We start from the raw sequence: 22,373 nt of genomic DNA, 5'->3' as shown, positions 1-22,373 counted from the left end.
TCCAGTTCTCTTAAAATGGTTCTATCAAAGTGGACGACTTCATATGATTGAAAATATCTGCTGGAGTATATCTGTACTTCCAGCCGGACACTTAGCCCTTTGATGGAGGTTTCAGCCTATGAAAGATTCACAGGTTCGCATCCGTATACCCATTCATCATCCTAAGGAACATTGCCAGGCTTCACTTGCGGAGGAACGCTCTGGCTCTATAGCTACTTCGTTACAGAAAAATAAGCTTATGCAACAGCAGCCGGACACAAGAGGTACATTGCCGACTGGCGTCAAGCCCAATCGGCGTACAACAGCCGTGCCTTCCGCTGTGAACTCCGTTGAAACGGCTCTGCCTATCGCTGGAGCAGCGGCCCATGACACACGCGCTGCAACCCCGCTGCAAGTGACGCTGCCGCACCTGCGTCCATCCGCCGGGCGTACCCCGCGCTGGGGCAGCAGACGCCCATGGCTGCCATTCGCTGCCATGGCAGGGGTGCTGGTGCTTGCCATGGCTGTGCCCGCGCTAATGGCGTGGCCTCGCCAGACGGCGCAGCCGTTGCCGCCGAGCAGTCGCACGGCAGCACCAGCTGCGCCTAGCGTGACGGCAAAGGGCGAGACGCCCGTCACGCGCTTGCCGGGCGTCCCGCCGATACCGGCGGTGCCGGCTGCTCCAGCGCGCAGCGTGCCGGTGGCGGCAGAGCCGGACGTGCGCGTGTACGTCACGTCTACCGGTCGCACGGAGACGTTACCGCTGGAGCAATACATTGTCGGCGTAGTAGCCGCCGAAATGCCGCCCAGCTTCGAGGGCGAGGCACTAAAAGCACAGGCTATTGCCGCGCGTACCTTTATTGCCCGACGTTTGCTGGCTGATGACACTAGCGGTGCGCCGGCGGGAGCAGATGTGACGGATACTGTTAAACATCAGGCTTATATCTCCAAAGCCAAACTTACTAGAGAATGGGGGCGTTCTGGTAAATCCGCAGAGCTGGCTAAAATTCAGCAGGCTGTACGAGACACCAAGGATACGATCATGGTATATGAGGGGAAGCCCATTACCGCTTCTTTTTTTTCTACTAGCAACGGCTATACCGAAAATTCAGAGGATGTATGGGCGAAGCCAGTACCCTATTTACGAAGTGTGTCAAGTCCATGGGACAAGCAGTTGGCCCCGCGTTATACAGATACCGTCACACTGAGCCGTCAGAGTGTGTTCGATAGATTGGGACTGAGTCGTACTGCGATTGCTGCTTCTACTGGAGGAGGGGGTATGCCAGAGATTCGTATACTCTCCAAGACAGAAGGGCATCGCATCAAGAAGATTGAGGTTGGTGGTTCAGTCTTTACAGGGCCGGAAATCCGTAACAAATTGGGGCTGCGTTCGGCTGAGTTTACATGGAAGGCTGAAGGGGATCGGATTGCTATAACAACCTATGGTTATGGCCATGGCGTTGGTATGAGTCAGTGGGGAGCCAATGGAATGGCCAAGGAAGGCCATACTGCCACTCAAATTCTCCTTCACTATTATACTGGCATTTCTTTTGCGCAAGCCTCTCGTATTCTAAGTTAGTAAATATTTCGAAACTTTGAAGTATAAAAGAGTTGCACCCGGTAACACTGGTTACTGAGGTGATGAGCAAATGAATGAACAAAATAAAAACCAGAACCAAAACCATGAAGAAACACCCAAAACCTTTCAGGGTGGAAGAGCTTCACGGCCGTCTTCGTGGAAAAAGCTGTTGTCCAAAAGGTGGGCATACCCGGCAGCCTACATTGCCGCAGCAGCCATTATACTAACCTTAGTGTGGGTCTATCAGGATGCCAGCCAGAAGTCTTTCAAACCTGACCCAGCTAGTCCATCGGTACAAAGCACAAGTGCAGTGGATACCGATGTTAACGGACAACAGCCAGAAAGTGTGGAAGTAGTTGCCCAGTCGGAAAATATCGCATGGCCAGTGGCAGATGCTGGCGCAGTACAAGTCGTAAAGCCGTTCTTTGATGAGAACGCAACAGCTGATGAGCAGGCGGCAGCTATGGTAGAGTACGATAAAACATTTACCGCTAACACTGGAATTGATCTTTCCCGGGCCGACGATCAGGCGTTTGAAGTGAGAGCCGCCCTGAGTGGCAAAGTATCTCGTGTAGAACAACATCCGCTGGTAGGTAATGTCGTAGAAATCACGCATGATAATAATCTCAAAACGGTGTACCAAAGCTTGAGTGATCTGAAAGTAAAAGAAGGCGATCAAGTGAAACAAAACGATGTGATTGCTTTAGCGGGTCGTAACGAGCTTGAGAAGGATTTGAAAACACATCTGCATTTTGAAGTGTATCAGGATGACAAGCCGGTGAATCCAGCAGGTCTGCTTCCTAAAAAATAAATTTGGTCATGGCTTTGCATGCAAAGCGGGGAATCCATATTCCCTGCTTTTTTCTTTTGTTGTTTTTGTGCATAAGGTAAACATAAGCTGCTTTTGCCAAATAAATAGGCCTTCCGAAGCATGTCTTCCCGCCAAACCGCGAATATATAGGCACGCTCCTCATATAATGTACCAAACTATCCACAGTAGGGAGGCGGGAGCGTGCACGATTACATCAAGGAACGGACCATCAAAATCGGTCGCTGTATCGTGGAAACAAGGAATACGGTCCGTACGATTGCCAAGGAATTTGGTGTCTCCAAGAGCACGGTGCATAAAGATCTGACCGAACGGCTGCCTGAAATCAACCCGGATCTTGCCGATCAGGTGAAGCACATTCTCGAATACCATAAATCCATCCGCCATCTGAGGGGAGGAGAAGCAACGAAAATTAAGTACAAAAAAACGAGTGGCAAACGAAGGGAGATTCTCGTTTCCGGCAAGTCCTAAAAATATATAGTGAATTGGCTGGCAAAGCCATTGAATCAACCCCCTGAAGTATGATATGTTAAAAGATGGTACAAGACGAAAAATGACATGTAACCATAGGTTTATACATATATTTGCCGCTTCTTGTCGAATCTTAGCTTTTAAAATATCACTTTGGGGGCCTTTTTAATATGTTCAGTAATGATATCGGTATCGACCTCGGTACGGCCAACGTGCTTATCCACGTCAAAGGGAAGGGGGTTGTTCTTGACGAACCTTCCGTTGTCGCGATAGAAAGCGATACAAAAAGAGTTCTGGCTGTCGGAGAGGAAGCGCGCCGTATGGTGGGACGTACTCCTGGTAATATCATAGCCATCCGTCCATTACGTGATGGTGTCATCGCCGATTTTGAAGTAACAGAAGCGATGTTAAAATATTTTATCAATCGGGTAGGGGGAAAAAGCTGGTACAGCCACCCTCGTATTCTAATTTGTGCGCCGACGAACATTACCTCAGTGGAGCAAAAAGCGATTCGTGAAGCGGCGGAGCGTAGCGGGGCCAAGGAAGTATTTTTGGAGGAAGAACCAAAAGCGGCTGCCATCGGGGCAGGAATGGATATTTTTGAGCCTAGTGGCAACATGGTAGTGGATATTGGTGGCGGAACGACTGACGTTGCAGTCCTCTCTATGGGGGATGTCGTAACAGCTTCTTCCATTAAAATGGCAGGGGACAAATTTGATACAGCCATCATGAAATATGTAAAAACGAAGTACAAGCTTTTGATCGGGGAACGTACGGCTGAGGATATCAAGATTGCTATCGGAACCGTGCATCCGAGCGGACGGCGTGCAGAAATGGACATCCGTGGACGGGATATGGTATCCGGATTGCCCAAAACGTTAAGTATTTCTGCGGATGAAGTGCAGGATGCGCTTAGAGATCCTGTGTCGGCGATTGTTGCTGCGGCCAAGTTTGTATTGGAGCAGACCCCACCGGAACTGTCAGCTGATATTATTGACCGTGGTGTTATTTTGACTGGTGGCGGTGCCTTGCTTAGCGGATTGGACGAGCTGCTTGCTGAAGAGCTGCGTGTTCCGGTACTGGTTGCCGAAGATCCGATGCATTGTGTCGTTAAAGGTACAGGAATTATGCTGGATAATTTGGATCATGTGGTTAAGAAAAAGTTCTAATCTGCCGATAGTGACTATAAGAGACTCGTGTGCGGTCAGACAGGTTGCCTGCCTCCGCGCGAGCATATGATTTTAGCAGAGTATAGGATTGGGGTGCACCATACATGTTGAGAGGTTTATATACTGCGGCCGCCGGATTGATGACACAACAACGACGCCATGACACCGTGACGCAAAATATTGCTAATATGAATACGACGGGATACAAACAGGAGAACAGTGTTCAGCGTTCTTTCCCCGAAATGCTTATTTCCATGACGGGTGGTAACCCTGATAACCCGGACCGTACGGTCGGCAAGCTCAATACTGGCGTTTTTGCTGAGGAAAGCCTCTCCCCTTACATTCAGGGAGCATTAAAGGACAGTGGACAAGCGACGGATTTCGCGATACAGTCCAATATTAATGTGAACGACCCAGCTACTGGTCAACCTATGGCTTTTGATCAGGCAGGGAAATTCATCAATGCTAACGGTGAAGTCACCTACCGTCCAGAAGCGTTTTTTACGGTGCGGGACAGTAATGGTAACGTTCGTTATACACGTGATGGACATTTTCAAGTAAATGGAGCAGGAGCATTGCTTTCATCGACTGGCTCAGCGGTGCTGGATACGAATGGAAAGCCAATTCAATTGACGGGGGCTGTCTCAGCGCTTAAAGTAAATGAGCGGGGCGAATTGGTAGATAGCCAGTCCAACCAGACGTTAGGGACGACGCTCGGTATTAGTGTCATTGATCGTCCGTACCAGCTCGTTCGTGAGGGCAATGGGAATTTTCGCCTGAATGATACTGACGGTGCTACAGCTAGAATGATGACCGCTAATGATGCTGTATCCGTTCGTCAAGGTTATCTGGAGGTATCTAATGTAGATGCTTCACAGTCGATGGTGGATATGATGGCTGCGTTAAGAGCGTATGAGGCGAATCAGAAGGTAATTCAATTTTACGATAAAAGCTTGGACAAGGCCGTTAATGAAGTAGGCCGTGTATAACAGGGGGTAAGTGATGAACAACTCCATGATTGGCGCAATGGTATCTATGGCCAGTGTGCAGCAGCGTTTGGATTTAATTGCCGATAATATTGCTAATATCAATACAGTTGGTTATAAGAGTAAACAGGGTTCCTTTGAAGATGTACTGGCCAATGTGCAGCAACAGCCTTCAACGTATCTCCAAAATGGACGAGCCATGCCGCTCGGCTATAATTTGGGCTACGGAGTTAAAACGGCCGCAATCATGAAAAATATGGAGCAAGGTCCGCTCAAGGAGACGGGACTTCCTACCGATCTGGCGATTCAAGGTAATGCCATGTTTGAAGTCCAGGGAAATGGGCAAAAAGCTTGGACCCGTGACGGTAGCTTTCATTTTGTTCCTGATCCGAATGATAGTGCGACGATGATGTTGACCACTGCTGAAGGTTACTCCGTGCTGGATAACAATGATGTTCCTGTGACTGCTCCAGCGGGTTCCAAGGTGGCTATTAACTCGGATGGCGAATTGCTGATTCGTGCTAATGGAATTGGGGCTCCGACAGTTGGTCAGAGAATCAAACTAATGGATGTACAGCGTCCAGAAGGACTGGAACAGCGGGATGATAATCTGTTCGTGTTGTTGAATGGTGTAACAGAGGCAAATGTATTCGGAGCTGCAGGTGTGGCAGGTGCTGTTCCAGCGGACGTATCTGTGCGTTCCGGTTATCTTGAGGAATCTAATGTGGATTTAGCGGGCGAAATGACGGATATGATGCAAGTTCAGCGGATGTATCAAATGGCGGCACGGGCACTAACTTCTAGCGATACGATGATGAACCTGGCCAATAATCTGAGGGCATAAGGATTTGGTGATGAAAGAAGAACAATCTGATTCCCGTCCGGTGCCTGAAAAGACGAAGTCCCGCTGGCGTACTGCTCGTTATTTCATAGTTCCGTTGCTGCTCCTGTTATCGCTGTTAGGCGGCTTAATTGCAGGATATGTAATTGTAGGTAAGCAAGGGTTGTCAGGCGTGTTCGAGTGGAAAACCTGGCAGCATGTCATTGATCTTATATTTGCGCCTTAATTTTAATTTAAAAGAGTGGGGTGGCGGGAAAAGACCGCTCCGCGTGCAGATTGTTCTTCCGATTGCTGTTATCCCCAGATTCCTTTTGATTATAAAACATTGGAGGTTTGAATCCGGGGATAAAGGCAAACGCTGCGCTTCTTCAGAACAATTCTGCCCGCTCCGCTGGCTACCCGCCATCAGGGCCACTTTTTTTAAAATAAACCACCCGCAATTTGTGTGGGTAGTATATAACAAAACCCTGTGCCAGTGGCGCAGGGTTTTGTTATGCTTTTAAGGGAGGGGCCTCCAGCGTAGCACGCATGGATTGTGGCCAATGAAGGCCATCACAGAGGCCTTCGGTTTTCTCTGCCCTTCACGGCAAGCGAGTATTATTGAAGCGAGGCTTCCTTTTGAGCCAAAAGTAACTCGGCGGAGGGATTTATTTGAATCTGGAGAAGCGATAGCGTTCGCCTTTGCCCCTAAATTTTAACCTTGCAGGTTTTATAAAATGAGAAAATTTAGGGGCAACAGCGATCGGAAGATCAAATAAATCGTGCAGCCCCTCCCCCTTGGCTCAAATGAAACTTCGCTTCACCCCATAATCGGAGCACCCAATATGGTACTTCCGCGTAATTTTCTTTTTGCATCTGTTAACTGTATAATGATGGGGAAGTTTATAACACTGCGGGGTAAAACCAAGCACGGGCAAAAGGGCTTCTTCGCGCCTCAGGTTGCATAACCGGCGGAAAAAGCCCCTTATCTCAACCTCCACTTCTGCAGTAGGTGAAGGATATCTAACATTGTTGCCGTTATGAGCTGTTTTTATGCAGCGTAAGCGGGGTAATATTATGCTTGCAGTAACTCATGACTGATACAGAGTCAAACCTGCAAGCGGGAGGAGTTATTAAGGTAAATGGACAAATTGCAATTGGATGTTAATCAAATTCAGGAGATTATCCCACATCGAGCGCCATTTCTATTGGTGGATCGTATTATTGAGCTGGAGGAAGGGAAAAGAGCAGTAGGCATTAAAAATGTAACGATGAATGAGCCTCATTTCATTGGACATTTTCCGGGGTATCCTGTTATGCCTGGTGTGTTGATCACCGAAGCACTGGCTCAAGTTGGGGCTGTCGCATTACTGCATCTAGAGAGCAATCGTGGCAAAATCGGGTTCTTGGCAGGGTTGGATGGTTTCCGTTTCCGTGGGCAGGTGGTTCCTGGGGATACACTGACGCTTGAAGTGGAAATCACTCGTTCCAAAGGCGCATTTGGCAAAGGGAAAGCTACGGCTAAAGTAGGCGATACGGTAGTAGCTGAGGGCGAAATTATGTTTGCTTTATCTGACCCTCCCCAATAATTAAAGCACTGCCTACATAAGCACGACGTCTGAACTGAGTGCATGTGTACATAGAAATCCTGTTTTGACAACCCAAAAATGGAGAGGGGAAATTCCGTATGACGCAGTTGAGTAAAAAAGCACTAGAAGGCATTGAGAGCTGGCTGCAAGACCCTTATATTGATGAAGAGACCAAACAGGAGTTGCGCGCATTGGAAGGCAACGAGCAGGAACTGGAGGATCGCTTTTACAAAGAGCTGGAATTTGGTACAGGCGGTCTGCGTGGAGTGATCGGGGCAGGAAGTAATCGGATGAACCGTTACGTCATTGGACGTGCGACTCAAGGGCTGGCTCGCTATATTTTAGAACAGCATGCTGGTAAAGAAGGCAAACCTTCGGTTGTCATTGCACATGATTCGCGTCATTTTTCACCAGAATTTGCTCTGGATGCAGCTTTGGTGCTGGCGGGCAATGGTATCGTGGCTAAGTTGTTCCCTTCCTTGCGTCCAACGCCACAGCTTTCGTTTAGTGTACGTCATTTGGGAGCCAGTGGAGGGATTGTTGTGACAGCGAGTCACAATCCTCCTGAGTATAATGGATACAAGGTATACAACGATGAAGGGGGTCAGCTTGTTCCAGATCAGGCTGAACAGGTAATTGGTTATATCCGCGAGGTTCCTTCTTTTGCCGACATTCGCAGTCTGACACGTGAGGAAGCAGAGGCACAGGGATTGTTGGTTTGGCTTGGAGAAGAGGAAGATGAAGCGTTTGTAGATACGGTGGCCAGTGTGAGTGTGAACCGTGAGCTGATTGCAGCCGGACCAGGCAAAAACTTCAAAGTTGTGTTTACACCTCTCCATGGCACTGGAAATGTACCGGTTCGTCGTGTGCTGGAGAAAATCGGTTTTGAACAGGTGCATATTGTGCCTGAGCAAGAGTTGCCAGATGCTGAATTTTCGACTGTCAAGTCGCCAAACCCAGAAGAACGTGATGCGTTTAAGCTGGCAATTGCGCTGGGTGAGAAAATTGGTGCAGATCTGTTGATCGGAACAGACCCTGATGCTGACCGTATGGGTGCAGTTGTGAAAAACCGTGATGGCGAATATGTGGTATTGTCCGGTAATCAGTCTGGCGCGATCATGGTTTACTACTTGTTGAATCAACTGAAAGAAACAGGCAAACTTCCGAATAATGGGGCTGTTATCAAAACCATCGTAACCAGCGAAATGGGTGCAGTCATTGCCGAACATTTTGGAGCAACCGTGTTTAACACGCTAACTGGCTTCAAGTATATTGGCGAGAAAATGAACCAATTTAACCAAACTGGCGAGTACACCTACCTGTTTGGCTATGAAGAGAGCTATGGTTATTTGGCAGGGAATTATGCTCGCGATAAGGATGCTGTCTTGGCGGCTATGCTGATCGCTGAAGCTGCTGCTTATTACAGCACACAAGGTAAGACGCTCTATGATGTTTTACAAGAGCTGTACGAGCAGTTTGGCTACTTCCTTGAGAAGCTGGAGTCTCGTACCCTTAAGGGTAAGGATGGAGTGGCACAAATTCAGGGCAAAATGACCGATTGGCGTAGCAACGCGCCTCAAGAGATTGCAGGCGTGAAGGTAGACAAGGTACTGGACTACTCACAAGGTCTGGACGGACTTCCACAGGAAAATGTACTCAAATTCTTACTGGAGGACGGTTCGTGGTTTTGCCTGCGTCCTTCGGGCACAGAGCCGAAAATCAAAGTATACTTTGCGGTACGCGGCTCCTCGCTGGCAGACGCGGAGCAAAGAATCAGCCATCTGGTCGATGCTGTTATGGCTCGCGTAGACGCTTGAGAAAAATCCCTTTATAATAGAATAGATTAAGGTAATTGGATAAGATATAGTAATCGGTGACCTCTCACGGCAAAGGGCAGTACGCCGTGGAGGTCATTTCTGTATTGCAGAATAACCTGGAAGAGGCTTTGGGAAAATAGGCTTATTCCGGCAACGGAGGATTTTGCAAAATTCAATGAGTGCCCTACCAAAAGGCTGAGTATGGCGAGGTGGGCAGCATTGAATTTTGCAAAATCCCGAATATTAAGGAGGTTCTTTGGTGTATCAGAAATGGCAGTATTGGAATACGGCTTCTCGAAAATGGTTATGGATTTTGGTGGCTGTCGGCTTGCTGGCTTCCATTCCAGTCATCGCCGATCGTGTGAAGACAGAATCCTCGAGTAAAAAAGTAGAGATTGTATTCGATTATCGGGATTTGACAGAGGCAGCCTCGTATCAGGCTCACCCGCAGGACTATCTGAATGAGCAACTTGACCGCTTACAGCAAGCGGGTGTGAACAGCATGGCGATGTATGAAAGTACGTTGGATGATTTCCGTAAAGCGGGTCGCGTCGTAACCTATACGACTCAGAACGTTGCCGATATGGAAAAACGGCTTTCACCTGCAAATGAGAATTTTACGTATATTGTTTTCGCTGATAAAGAAAATGCCGAGGCATTAAAGCCGTTAATTTTACGTACGTTTACAAGCCTGGACATCAATGTAAAACCTTGGACTTATCAGGGACAGGAAGGGTTAGTTGTGGAAACATCTCCAGAGGATGCGTATCTCAAGCCCATGCAGCCTGACCCGATTGCGATGAAGCAGCTTCGGAGCAAAGGATTTTTTATTGTTCCACGGATGAGCGACAGTCTTCCTTACAACCAGGAGTTGACGGAAGAGATGCTTGCTTCCTTTCAGCAAAATGGTGTAAAACGCATTTTGTTTGAAGGTGATTCAGTCAAAGGCTTCACCGATAACGAGAAAGAGCATAGCTTAGCGGCATTTGCTAAATTGCTGAACAAATACGATATTGGCCTAGCTGCTATCGAAAACTTAAAAAAACCGCAAGCAGGCTTCAATAAGCTCGCTTACGATATCCACTATAACGTTGTGCGTTTATACTCATTGAGCGATAAAGATTCAACGCTCGATGTTGAAACGTTGGCCGATCGTTTTGCATTGGCCACCAAGGACCGTAATATTCGCATGTTGTATCTGAATACCGCGCCTAGCCGTAGTATTGCTGAAGCCAAGGTGAAGGATTCGGTAGATAACCTAATCCACAGCTTGGACAAGCCGGGTAACGCTGTACAACGGATGGAGAAAAAGGGGTTTGAACTCGGACAGGCTGAACCGTTCCAAGTCGTCGATTCGTCCATTCAGCGCTATCTGAAAATGATTGTCGTACTAGGTGCACTGGCATTCTTCTCCATTATGGTGTCCTATTTCGTCCCGGCATTGACTTTGCTGGCATTTGCACTTGGCTTGGTAGGTTCAGCAGGACTTTATGTTTTGAACTCTAGCTTGATGGAGCAAGGCCTGGCCCTACTCGCAGCGATTAGCGGACCTACGGTTGCAATGATCATCGCTGTGCGTACGATTAGAATTAAACGTGAACAGGGTGCTGAACTTTCTGTAGGTCAGCGTTTGATTCAAACGTTAATACTGTACGTGCAGACGGCGATTTTGTCGCTGGCTGCGGTGCCTTTCGTTATTGCGCTGTTGAACAGTATTGCCTACAGCCTTGTGCTGAATCAATTTAGAGGTGTAAGCTTGCTTCACATTCTGCCCATCTTCTTGGCAGCGATATATATTTTCTTTTATCGTGGCGTTTCTATACGGGAGGAAATTTCCAAGCTGCTACGTACGCCGATTACTGTATTGTGGGTTATCGCACTGGCTGTTATCGCAGCCGCAGGTTATTACTATTTGACTCGTACCGGAAATGCGGGTACAGTGTCGAACACGGAGTTGGTATTCCGGAACTTCCTTGAAAATGCGTTTGGTGTACGTCCGCGCAATAAGGAATTTTTGATGGCTCACCCACTGTTTATTGCAGGGGCATTCCTGGCTTTGAAATATCGCAAAGCAATCTATTTGTTGATTATAGCTGCTATTGGTCAAGCCTCTATGGTGGATACCTTTGCTCACATTCACTCTCCAGCGGCATTGTCGCTTAGTCGCGGGCTGTTAGGATTGGGCTTGGGCCTGGTGCTGGGAATCATCGCAATTGTCGTGTGGCAAGTGCTGGAAGGGTGTTGGAAGAAATGGTCACCACAGCTCAAACGATAATCATCTCGGGTTATTACGGCTTTAACAATAGTGGAGATGAGGCGGTGCTTAAGTCGATTTTGACAGCTTTAGAGGAGGAGAGTCGTCAGGCGGGGATTACAATCAAGCCTGTTGTTCTGTCTTCTGACCCCGCTTGGACACAGAAAATGTACGGAATAGAAGCTGTACCACGGATGAGTCTGGGGGAAGTTCGTAGAGCGATTAAAAACAGCGATGGGCTAATAAGTGGCGGCGGGAGTTTGCTCCAGGATGCAACAAGCCCTAAAAGTATTCCGTATTATCTGGCGATTCTGAAACTGGCCCAATGGGCTGGAAAACCGACGTTTGTATATGCTCAGGGCATTGGTCCGGTACAACGGAAGATATTTTATCCTATGATCCGTTCTGTGTTTCAGCGCTGTGAATATGTTTCTGTAAGAGATGAGCAGTCTGCCGCACTACTGGGTACTATGAAACTAAAGAACCCGGTTGTCGAAGTTGTTCCTGATCCGGTAATGGGGCTTCCATTGCCCTCGGGTTCCGAGCTGCATAAAGCACCAACTGAAACGGATAAGGATAAACTTCCGATCGTTGGTGTATCTGTACGTTACTGGGATAAGGAGCGTCGCGATTTAACGGCTATTGCGGACGGCTTGAAAAAATTAGCTGCTGAGCGCCATGTACACTTACGCTTTTTACCTTTCCATCTGCCTGATGACGAGCAGGCTTCAAGGATGGTAATGGATTTGTTGGGGGATATTAGGGGGACGGGAAGCCTTGTCAGCATGTGCGATCAAGTCACCGATCCTCAACAGATGCTTTTGGAAGTCAGTCGTTGCAGTTTGATGATCGGGATGCGATTACACAGCTTGATCTATGCAGCATCCCACCAAGTGCCTCCGTTGGGGATATCCTACGATCCCAAAATTGATCATTTCCTCAGCCGTGTCGGTAGCCAGCCTGTAGGCACTACAGAGGCACTGGATGGACAAAAGCTGGCTAATGAGTCTATGCGGTTGCTGGATCAGCGAAGTCAATGGATCGAGAGCCAGGGAGCGGCCATTGCTTTGTTAAAAAGTGAGGCTCGCTTACCGGCACAGCATATCGTTAATTACTTGTGTCGCAAAGGATGATGGATACAGTGACAGTTGATAAGGTTACGAATGTGCCTACCGTCCCGATTTTCGGTGTTCCGGTATCAAGGCTTAATATGAAAGATACATTAAATGTATTAATTCAAGCAGTGGAGTCTCGCCAGCCCCATCAAGTGATCACTGCCAATCCGATTATGGTAATGGCTGCATTGGAAGATCCAGTGTACATGGACGTGATGAAACAGGCAGAGTTGATTGTTCCAGATGGGACTGGCGTGGTCTGGGCTGCAAACTATGTAGGACATCCTGTACCTGAGCGGGTAGCGGGCTTTGACTTGTTACATGAATTACTTGCAGCTGGAGAAAACTATCATTGGAAGGTTTATTTACTGGGATCAACATCTGAGGTGATTCAAGCGACCGCAAAGCGGGTACATGAGCTTTATCCCCGGATTACGGTTTGTGGCAAGCGTGATGGCTTTTTTGGACCTAAAGAGGATGAAGCGGTGATTGCAGCCATTCGTGAAGCAAATCCCGATTTGTTGTTTGTAGCACGTGGAGCGGACACACAGGAACCCTGGATTGGTAAATATAAGGAACAACTGGGTGTACCGGTGATGATGGGGGTTGGCGGTAGCTTCGATGTTATATCAGGCAGAACCAAACGCGCACCTAAATTGTTCCAAAAGCTAGGGGCTGAATGGTTATATAGACTCCTCAAAGAGCCAAGCCGATACAAAAGAATGCTTGCGCTGCCGAAATTCGCCGCGAAAGTGATGCGCGAAAAAGAAAACGTCACAAAAGTGTGATAAATAGCTTGAATCTGCCTTCAAAACCCGCTAATTTGCCAGAATATGAAGCTTGGTATTTATTTTTGATCAGAGTATAATTCAATGCGGTTACATCTGAAAAGGGATTGCTTTAAAATTGGGGGTCGAATGATCAAATGTTATTGATCTATATTATTGGGTTCATCATGGCACTGGGACTTGCGCTGTTACTGACACCGCTCGTCAAGAAATTCGCTGTGAAGGTTGGAGCCGTCGATGTACCGAATGCCCGAAAAGTACATACCCGAATTATGCCGCGTCTTGGCGGACTGGGGATTTTCTTGGCATTTCTGTTGTCCTTATTGGCGGTGTTACCTTTTGTGCCTGACGGAATGCTGTCCTCTCGGGATATTAACTTTATCGCAGCCTTTCTGATTGGCGGCACGCTGATTACACTGATTGGTGCTCTCGATGATCGTTTTGATCTCAATGCAAAATTGAAATTTTTGGCTCAAATTGCCGTTGCGTGTATGGTCGTGTTTGCTTTTGATATTCGTGTAGATTTTGTAAATGTACCTTTTCAGGATGCATACTCATCTTTGGAAAGCTGGATTTCCATTCCGCTTACGATTTTCTGGATCGTAGGTGTAACGAATGCCATCAATTTGATTGACGGTCTGGATGGACTGGCTGCGGGTGTCTCAGGAATTGCGATTGGGACTATCTTTGTGATGTCGGTATTGATGGGCAATTACATGGTAGCTATGCTTTGTCTTGTACTGCTGGGAAGTATTATCGGATTTTTATTTTTCAACTTTCATCCTGCGAAAATATTTATGGGTGATACAGGGTCATTATTTTTAGGTTTCTGTCTGGCCATGCTATCCATGCTTGGTTTCAAGCAAATTGCTATCGTATCTTTTATTACGCCATTGATTATTATCGGTGTACCTTTGTCAGATACATTCTTTGCTATCATTCGTCGCAAGTTGCAGAAAAAACCGATTTTCTCTCCGGATAAAGGTCATTTGCATCACTGCTTACGCGAACTAGGTTTCAGTCACAGACAGACGGTGTTGATTATCTACGGTATTGCGGCATTTTTCGGTGTATTGGCCGTGATTCAATCGTCTGCTGCGCTTAATGAAGCGAACTGGGTCACCTTTGTCGTGATTTGTATTATGATGTTCTTCCTACAGATTGGTGCAGAGGTTATTGGTCTTGTTGGCAAAACCAAACGCCCAGTTATAAACACACTGATTCGCTTGCTGGCTAAGCCAGATTCCCAAACGCGTTCGAAATTATAATTTTAATTTAAAAGTAAGCCTTCAAGCTTGGCGGTATACCGCGGGTTTGAAGGCTTTTTTGATGTTTGCTGTAAAAAAACTCCCTCCTTTTTTGAGAATTTACTAATTTTTTGTATGTTTACTACCGATAAAAAAAGTATTGAATGATTACGTACCCCAAGGTGCGACAGAATCAAAGGAGGACAATGATTTGAAACGATTGCTATCCATGTTGCTGACGGTTGGTCTCATCATTGGCTTGGTGCCGGCGGCCCTGGTAGGTACGGCTCATGCTGCGACGGGAACTTATTTTATTTTTCCAAGTGAAAAATATGATGTGGATTCGGCTAGAATGGTAAACACTGACCGAGTTACAGTAAACGGTACGATTAACGGAGTGAACGGAAGTACTATATCTTATAGTGTATTCCAACTCTCTAAAAATGGAACAAACCTTAACGTAGTTAATAAGAACGAGAGTCAAAAAGGCGGAATTACAGTCAGTGGCTCTACGCTTAAAGTTACAGACATTAAACTGTTTCCTGGTTTGAACCGGATTACATTTCAAAGTAGCCAAAATTCGGCTGATATGAAGGACTCCATTTACATTGAGTATCAGGATGGGCCTAAGCTTTATGATCTATCTGCTACGTTGAATGGTGAAACCGAGCAGTTGCTTGAGAATCAGACAGCGGTGCTGACAGACGCACGCAATAGCGGTACGGATGATGTGAAAGTAGTCATTCAAGGTACGGCTCCTAATGCTGACAGTGTAACGCTCACGTCTGCAAAAAGCAGTAATACGTATAATGTCAGCTCTTACACTGGCTATAAACTAACGGGTAGTGTTGTACTGAGTCCGGGTAAAAATATAGTGACCATTAAAGTGAATAACGGAACTCAGGCTCTTACAGTTACACGTGAAATTACGATTTATACGGGTAAACCGGAATTTTCTGATTTGACCCTGAATAAGGATGGGAATGTTTCTGCTGATTTGGCCACTTCGCCTGACTTTACCGTATCGTCTACAAGTGGTGTGGTTTTAAAAGGTAATGTTTTGGTGCCAGGCGGTGCAACTGATCCAGGAGTGGCCACAATCAATGTACGTTTTACCGATGTGAGTAACAATGGTAGTGCTGTGGGTAGTGCGACTGGGGTTGATGCCACAATTGATACTGCAAATGTAGTTACATCAAATGGTTATAAAGTATATCCATTTCAGGTGACTGTACCTTCGGAAGCTGTACTTGATCATTTGACCAGAGCATCCCTGGGCATAACTTATACGGATAGCAGTACACCACCGGCTCCATCGGCTGTCCAATTTACACTGCGCAGCAGCACTCAGCCGTATATTGATGATGTTAACTATCTTCCTGATTTTAATACTCAATTGTTGAACAGAATTAATGGAAGCGGCTCTGATCAGGCAGCTGCCCTAGATGAAGCTATGAAATTAACAGGTAGCTCTATGAAGAACAAGACTACAGATGCTGCATCTGTACCTGTAGGTATGGAGTTTATCGTTGTTAATGGCGCACCTTCTTCAATTAGCGAGCTTTCTGGAGTATCGGTTCACACTGTAGGGTCGCCTCAAGATGTGATTCGTACAATTAATGGTAAGTCAACGCAAGTGAAGAAAATTGTTGCTTATGTAGACACTTTGCCTAAAGAAGGACAAAATGTACTGAATTTTTATCTGAATGGTGACTCGACCAAGTTAATTAAAGCAACGGTGAATCTGTTGCAGGGTCCGTTCATGAAATACGATACGATTTATGATGGGCAACAAATTCCGTTGAATACATCCAGCTCAAACTTGAATACCTATAAATTGACTCAACTGGGCTACTTTAAAGGTAAATTGCTTGATGTGAGCAATGCAGCAGATATTCATTACACTGGAAGTAACCGAAATGTATTCCTATATATTAATAATGTATTGGTTGATTTGGATGGTTCAGGAGCGGACTTCAAGCTTGCTGCTTCCTCGGACACAGCCGCAGCCAATGCCTTGGCGAACGGGAATAATGAAATCAAGTTTGTATACAAGCCAGGTATTGAGTACAGCAATACGGTAAAAGTAAACTTTACACAGACGAATATTCCAGTAATTCCTGTTCCCAACACACAAGGAATCATCCCTTTTACACCAGTTAGCGGCTTGAGCAATACGCCGAAATATAGCGAAATTGCTCCGAAATCAAAAGATGCTAATTTCACCAAAGTGGATGACACCAACTACAATACATCTCTGAAAAATATCAATGTATTTGGTACTTTCAGTATTGCTGATTTGGGTAAAGCAGATCAGGTAAATGGTTCGTTAAGTGATATTGCTAATAAAGATCAATATATTTTGGAGATTAAGGGATCGGATGACAGTGAAGTCAACTGGACACTGAGTAACGAGTTTTTCTCAGCAGAAGATGCTAAGACAACATACAATTCCGGTTCTACTACAGATAAATTTACAAATAAAGATTTAAAAGACCTGCTTGTGTACTACCATCCGGACAAAAAGTATTTCAGCTTTGTGTTGAAAAACCAAACTATTTCGCAAGATGGAACACCAGTAGCTTATAACATTACCTTGTACAATAGCGGCAAGGGCGGACCATTTGCTACTTTCCGACTGCAAGTATCCGGTCAATCCACATCTTTTGATATTTTGCGTCCGCTCCCTGAAAAGAGAATCGTGAATCAAAACTTTGTGCAAGTTGTTGTAAATGCAGGTAATGCAGATAGTGTTACGGTAGGTAAAGAAACAGCAGTTCAAGAGGGTTTCGACTCTGATTATGATGGCACCATTGATTATCCATCAACTTATAAAGCCATCGTTACAGGTCTAAAAGCCAACAAAGATAATAAAATTGACGTAGTGGTTACTGTAGGTAAAGAAAAACTAAAACAGACCATTACTGTTAAATATGTGCCTACTAATATTCCTGGCGAGCAGTACATGGAAGCGATGAAAACATCGCACAAAGTGTTCGATGGTAATCTTACACTTGCTTTTGCAAAGGGAACGAGTCTGATTCGTCGGGACTACGATCAACCGCAACAGTTCAAAAACCAGGTTTTCTCTGGTCACAATTTGTACTTTGCAATAGCAAATAGCGAAGATGGTGTGGTTGACCGTCATGAATTTGAAACTGAAAAAGCATTGTCCGATATGCAGAGCTTGATTGCAGATGGAAGTAGATACTTCAACAGAGATTTTCCGGCCCGCTTTAATATGTCGAGTCCGGTATTCTGGATTGATCCAGGTACAGCAGATGACATTAAAACGGATGATTACGATCCGGTAACTTATGGTGCTGATCCTTATCAATTGGCTAACAAGTCGCAAAATGACAGTAGCAAGATCAAAAACTTCTACTGGCGCGACCCATCTAACGAGTTAGTACCATCCAAGCGTGCTACATTGACGCTGACGTATGATAGCAGTATTGCTCAGGATGCAGGGAAACAAATGACAGTGTTCTATTTCGATTCTGATCTTAAAGATTGGCAGAACATTGGTGGTGTGGTGGATCCGAAAAAACATACCATTAAGGTACCGTTTGATCGTTTCGGCTACTATGTAGTTGCTAAGGTTGGAGAAACGTATAGTGATGTCATTAAGCACAAATACGCTAGAGATTACATCGAAGCTATCTTGGCCAAAGGTGTCATGAACCCAATGGATCCAATTAATAGCTTTGGACCTGACAGCTACATTAAAAGAGGCGAATTCACGTCTATGATTGTCAAAGGTTTGCAAATTCCGCTTAATTTCAGTGGAGCGAAGCATTTCGACGACGTGTCTATTCCAAATACGATATCAGCAGATGCTCTATACGATTATCGTTATATTGAAACAGCTGCGCGTGCCGGGATTGTCAAAGGTTCACAACCAAGAATCTTTATGCCGGAAGATGTAATCACGCGTCAAGATGCAGCAGTCATTATTGCCAAGGCATTGAATTTGAAGCTGGAAACAGATCATGACAAAATCATGAAGAACCTGTCTAAGACCTTTAAAGATGCGGACAAGATTGATTACTATGCGCAAGCATCTATATTGGCTATCGCCAAGAAGGGCTTTATTACAGGGTCACCTGTGGATGCAAGTGATCTGAAAAAAGGATATATGTTTAATCCTACTTCCTTGACCTTGCGCGGAGATGCAGCGATTATTGTAGCTAAAGTTATGGCTGATAAAAAACTGCTTCCTAAAATCTAATCAACAAAACACCTGAATTTATTAAACATCCCTCCATGCGAAATGGTAATTCCCTTTCATATACATGTGAGGGATGTTTTTTATAAATCAGGTATTTGACTGGGATTAAGAGCCTATGCCATAATATCAATGAGATGAAAACTTTGGCTAAGCATTACAACGTTTTTTAGATTCACATTAAACGTATGTAATTAACTGTTTTTTTTTAAGCGTTTATCTCAAAATGTGTTTATTATTTTTTTATATGTTTTTTTTGCACATTTATCTGAAACTTTACGCCTATTTCATCGTAGTAGTGGATGAGTGTGCTTAAATATTACATAGAGAAGTGAGTGGGGAGTGATGAGATGTCTCAGTTTTCAATACGCCGTCCTGTAACAGTATTTATGTTAATTATTGCTTTGCTAATCGGGGGCGGTATTTTTGCGTTAAGGCTTCCTGTCGAGTATATGCCGGATATGAAGCTGCCTTACGCTGCAGTGGTGACTAGTATTCCAAATGCAACGCCTACTGAGGTTGAGGAATTGGTTACTAAACCTATTGAAAAGAGTCTGGCTTCTATTGAGAACGTGGATACAATCACGTCCGAGTCTTCAGAAGGATCATCTATGGTCATGATTCAATTTAACTGGGGAGTAGATATGAACCAGGCCACCCTCGACATGAGGGATAAAGTTGATACAATTAGAGGTTCTCTTCCAGATTCAGCAAATTCGCCGCGTGTCCTTAAAGTGGATCTCAATGCAACACCAGTTATTACCCTCGCTTTTACAGGAGACCAGGATATTAACAAGTTGAAGCCTATTGCTGAAGATATTATCGAGCCACGGCTTGAAAGAATTGCGGGAGTAGCCGGAGCCAACATGTCAGGCGGTCAAGAACGGCTCGTTAAGATCACAGTAGATCAGGCTAAGCTTCAAAGCTATGGCATTACGCTGGATCAAATCCGACAAGCGCTATCGGCTAATAATGTTGCTGGCTCTGCTGGTTCTGTATATCGTGGTAATACACAAATCCAACTTCGCGTTCAAGGTGAATATAAGGCTGTTTCAGAAATGGGCGAAACACCAATCCCTGCAGGCAAGGGAAGTGTGAAATTAAAAGATATCGCAACGGTTGAAGACTCCGTGGAGGAAGTCACCACCATTTCTACCTTTAATGGAAAGCCGAGTATTAATATATCTGTAACGAAAGCTACGGGAGGAAATACTCTTTCAATCGCCAATTCTGTGAAGGAAAGTTTAGAGTCGATACGGAAGGATCTGCCCCCGGGAACTCAACTGGAGATGGTAACTGATGCTTCCAAACCCATTAGCGATTCCGTACACTCACTAATAGAGCATGCTATATTGGGGCTTATTATTGCAGCCATTGTGTTGCTGTTATTTTTGAATAGTATACGTTCTACTATTATCGCTGCGATCGTTATCCCAATTTCTTTCGTAGCAACGTTTATGATGATGTATTTTACCGGACAAACCATTAATATTATTTCACTGAGTGGTTTGCTTCTGGGGTTAGGATCCTTTGTCGACTTTGCCGTTGTTATTATTGAGAACATTTTTAGACAGCGACATGAAGGGAAAAGTATGCTACAAGGGGCTATTGATGGTTCCAAGCAAGTGGGCAATGCGGTTATGGCATCTGCACTTGCACAGATTGTAGTATTTTTACCAGTTGTTTTTGTTGACGGAATTGCAGGAGTTATGTTTAAACCGTTGGCATTAACAGTTATCTTTTCTCATATAGCAGCCTTGCTGGTATCCCTTATGATTGTGCCAATGCTCGGCTCACGTTGGATGCCTACAGTACCGGATGAATCCATATATTCTTCAGGTACTTATAAAGGTATTAACCCTATTGTGTGGTTTAATATCGGATTTGAAAAATTTAAGGGTGGCTATCGACGTGTACTGAAGTGGGGCATTAATCATAGAAAATCTGTTTTAATCATTACGTTATTAATGTTTGTGGCAGCTGGTGCTCTGATTCCTATGGTTAAGGCTGAGTTTATTCCAGAATCTGACACTGGGGAATTCTCAGTTACAGTGAAACTTCCTAACGGAACAATTCTGGAGGAAACTGAAAGAGTTGTTCAAGGTATAGAAAAAGAAATTCTGAAAGTACCTGATCTGGACAAAATGACAGTGACTGTTGGTTCTGGTGGTCTTTCTGGGTATTCAGGGGCGGCTCCATCCAATTCAGCAGAACTAGGTGTAACGCTGAAGGATGGGCATCAGCCAACAGATACTGTAGTTGAGGGCCTTCGCAAAAAATTCGATAGCATTCCGGATGCAGAGATTACATTGGCGTCTGCAACGGGTCTTTCGAGTGGAAAGGCTGTTAACATTAATCTGAAAGGCGACGATATGGACGTCCTGCGAGAGCTCTCGGACAATCTCGTTGCTGGTGTAAAGAACATACCGGGAACGGTCAATGTAAAAAGTTCTTTGAATGCGGTTCGAGAAGAATATGAGATTACCGTTAATCGAGAACTTGCTAGTCAATATGGTTTATCTGCAACCCAAGTTCTATCTGCTGTGAACACTTCCTTTAATGGATCTGTTGCAACAAGCTATCGCACAGGCGATGATCAAATCGACGTTAAAATATCTTTGCCAGAGCAGGATCGCCATGACTGGTCCTATTTGAATGCATTACGTATCACCACTTCACAAGGGATTGATGTACCTTTATCTTCAGTAGCAAGTATTGATAAACGTGCTGTACCGGATAGTGTCACCCGTGAAGATCAGACGCGTCAAGTACAGATTACTGCTGACATTGATGGATCAGGGGACATTCTAACCGTCAATCAAAAAATAGAAGCTCTTCTTAAAAATACCCACTTCCCAGAAGGCTATAGTGCAGATACGGGTGGCGGGGCAAATGAGCAAATGTTGGAGTCTTTTATGAACTTGGCGATAGCTATTCTGCTATCTGTAGTTCTGATTTATATGGTTATGGCAGGACAGTTCGAATCGTTGCTTACCCCGTTTGTTATTATGTTTTCGATTCCACCAACGTTAATTGGTGTTCTTATCGGTTTAGTGGTAACTGGAGCGAGCCTCAGTGTTTCAGCTTTTACCGGTTACATCATGCTCGTTGGTTTGGTCGTCAACAATGCTATTGTTATGATTGATTTCATTATTCAGCTTCGAAAAGAAGGTGAAGATCGAGATGAAGCTATTATTCATGGAGCGTCTGAGCGGTTGCGTCCGATTTTGATGACCACGCTGGCTACTGTACTAGCTTTGCTCCCAATGGCATTCGCTACAGGAGAGGGTAACGAAACACAAGCGCCGATGGCTGTTGTTGTTGTATTCGGGTTATCCTTCGCAGCTGTTATTACATTGATTCTTATTCCGGTAGTCTACGTCATCATGGATAATATGATACAAAAACGTAAGAATCGGAAATTAAAAAGACAAGCGAAGAGAGAATTAAAAAAAGAAGCGAAACTACAAAAAAGTGTTCATATATAAGGTGAGGTGGAGAA

The 22,373-nt window shown here is 45.2% G+C and carries 15 protein-coding genes; all 15 read left to right on the top strand.

The window, feature by feature from the left end; translation table 11 throughout:
* Positions 1 to 118 precede the first annotated feature (118 nt).
* The 15 genes from spoIID (at position 119) to ACYCSE_RS06825 (ending at position 22,359) form a co-directional block, all read left to right on the top strand.
* Positions 119 to 1,558 carry a stage II sporulation protein D gene (gene spoIID, locus ACYCSE_RS06895; RefSeq protein ID WP_459701889.1) on the top strand — a complete coding sequence of 480 codons (1,440 nt, stop codon included), beginning with the start codon at positions 119 to 121 and terminating at the stop codon, positions 1,556 to 1,558.
* Between the two features lie 70 nt (positions 1,559 to 1,628).
* Positions 1,629 to 2,369, top strand: a complete 741-nt coding sequence (locus ACYCSE_RS06890; RefSeq protein WP_459701888.1) for a peptidoglycan DD-metalloendopeptidase family protein — start codon at positions 1,629 to 1,631, stop codon at positions 2,367 to 2,369.
* A gap of 201 nt (positions 2,370 to 2,570) precedes the next feature.
* Complete coding sequence (gene spoIIID, locus ACYCSE_RS06885; protein ID WP_007432737.1) at positions 2,571 to 2,858, top strand: sporulation transcriptional regulator SpoIIID; 288 nt, start codon at positions 2,571 to 2,573, stop codon at positions 2,856 to 2,858.
* 170 nt (positions 2,859 to 3,028) lie between these two features.
* Positions 3,029 to 4,027 (top strand): rod shape-determining protein, encoded by a 999-nt coding sequence (gene mreB, locus ACYCSE_RS06880; RefSeq protein WP_023990703.1) that lies wholly within the window; start codon positions 3,029 to 3,031, stop codon positions 4,025 to 4,027.
* 104 nt (positions 4,028 to 4,131) lie between these two features.
* A complete protein-coding gene (locus tag ACYCSE_RS06875; RefSeq protein ID WP_061831647.1) occupies positions 4,132 to 5,016 on the top strand; it encodes a flagellar hook-basal body protein in 885 nt (294 codons plus the stop codon).
* A gap of 13 nt (positions 5,017 to 5,029) precedes the next feature.
* On the top strand, positions 5,030 to 5,857 hold the full coding sequence (locus tag ACYCSE_RS06870; protein ID WP_134902232.1) for a flagellar hook-basal body protein: 828 nt from the start codon (positions 5,030 to 5,032) through the stop codon (positions 5,855 to 5,857).
* A gap of 10 nt (positions 5,858 to 5,867) precedes the next feature.
* Positions 5,868 to 6,080 carry a DNA-directed RNA polymerase subunit beta gene (locus ACYCSE_RS06865; protein WP_061831651.1) on the top strand — a complete coding sequence of 71 codons (213 nt, stop codon included), beginning with the start codon at positions 5,868 to 5,870 and terminating at the stop codon, positions 6,078 to 6,080.
* 895 nt (positions 6,081 to 6,975) lie between these two features.
* On the top strand, positions 6,976 to 7,422 hold the full coding sequence (gene fabZ, locus ACYCSE_RS06860) for a 3-hydroxyacyl-ACP dehydratase FabZ (RefSeq protein ID WP_013312312.1): 447 nt from the start codon (positions 6,976 to 6,978) through the stop codon (positions 7,420 to 7,422).
* Between the two features lie 98 nt (positions 7,423 to 7,520).
* Positions 7,521 to 9,239: a phospho-sugar mutase gene (locus tag ACYCSE_RS06855; protein ID WP_250260256.1), complete on the top strand. Its 1,719-nt coding sequence runs from the start codon at positions 7,521 to 7,523 to the stop codon at positions 9,237 to 9,239.
* A gap of 259 nt (positions 9,240 to 9,498) precedes the next feature.
* Entirely contained in the window at positions 9,499 to 11,514 is a 2,016-nt protein-coding gene (locus ACYCSE_RS06850; protein ID WP_459701887.1) for a DUF5693 family protein, read from the top strand.
* On the top strand, positions 11,490 to 12,626 hold the full coding sequence (csaB, locus tag ACYCSE_RS06845; RefSeq protein WP_459701886.1) for a polysaccharide pyruvyl transferase CsaB: 1,137 nt from the start codon (positions 11,490 to 11,492) through the stop codon (positions 12,624 to 12,626). Before ACYCSE_RS06850 ends, csaB begins: the two co-directional genes overlap by 25 nt.
* Before the next feature lie 8 nt (positions 12,627 to 12,634).
* On the top strand, positions 12,635 to 13,396 hold the full coding sequence (locus tag ACYCSE_RS06840) for a WecB/TagA/CpsF family glycosyltransferase (RefSeq protein ID WP_459701885.1): 762 nt from the start codon (positions 12,635 to 12,637) through the stop codon (positions 13,394 to 13,396).
* Positions 13,397 to 13,533: 137 nt separating this feature from the next.
* A complete protein-coding gene (locus ACYCSE_RS06835; RefSeq protein WP_013312307.1) occupies positions 13,534 to 14,664 on the top strand; it encodes a glycosyltransferase family 4 protein in 1,131 nt (376 codons plus the stop codon).
* A gap of 190 nt (positions 14,665 to 14,854) precedes the next feature.
* Positions 14,855 to 18,874, top strand: coding sequence for an S-layer homology domain-containing protein (locus tag ACYCSE_RS06830; RefSeq protein ID WP_459701884.1), 4,020 nt, complete (start codon positions 14,855 to 14,857; stop codon positions 18,872 to 18,874).
* A 347-nt stretch (positions 18,875 to 19,221) separates the two neighbouring features.
* On the top strand, positions 19,222 to 22,359 hold the full coding sequence (locus tag ACYCSE_RS06825) for an efflux RND transporter permease subunit (RefSeq protein ID WP_459701883.1): 3,138 nt from the start codon (positions 19,222 to 19,224) through the stop codon (positions 22,357 to 22,359).
* Positions 22,360 to 22,373 lie beyond the last annotated feature (14 nt).

It is taken from the genome of Paenibacillus sp. SEL1, assembly GCF_054602535.1.
This window is presented reverse-complemented; position numbering and strand designations above follow the sequence as displayed.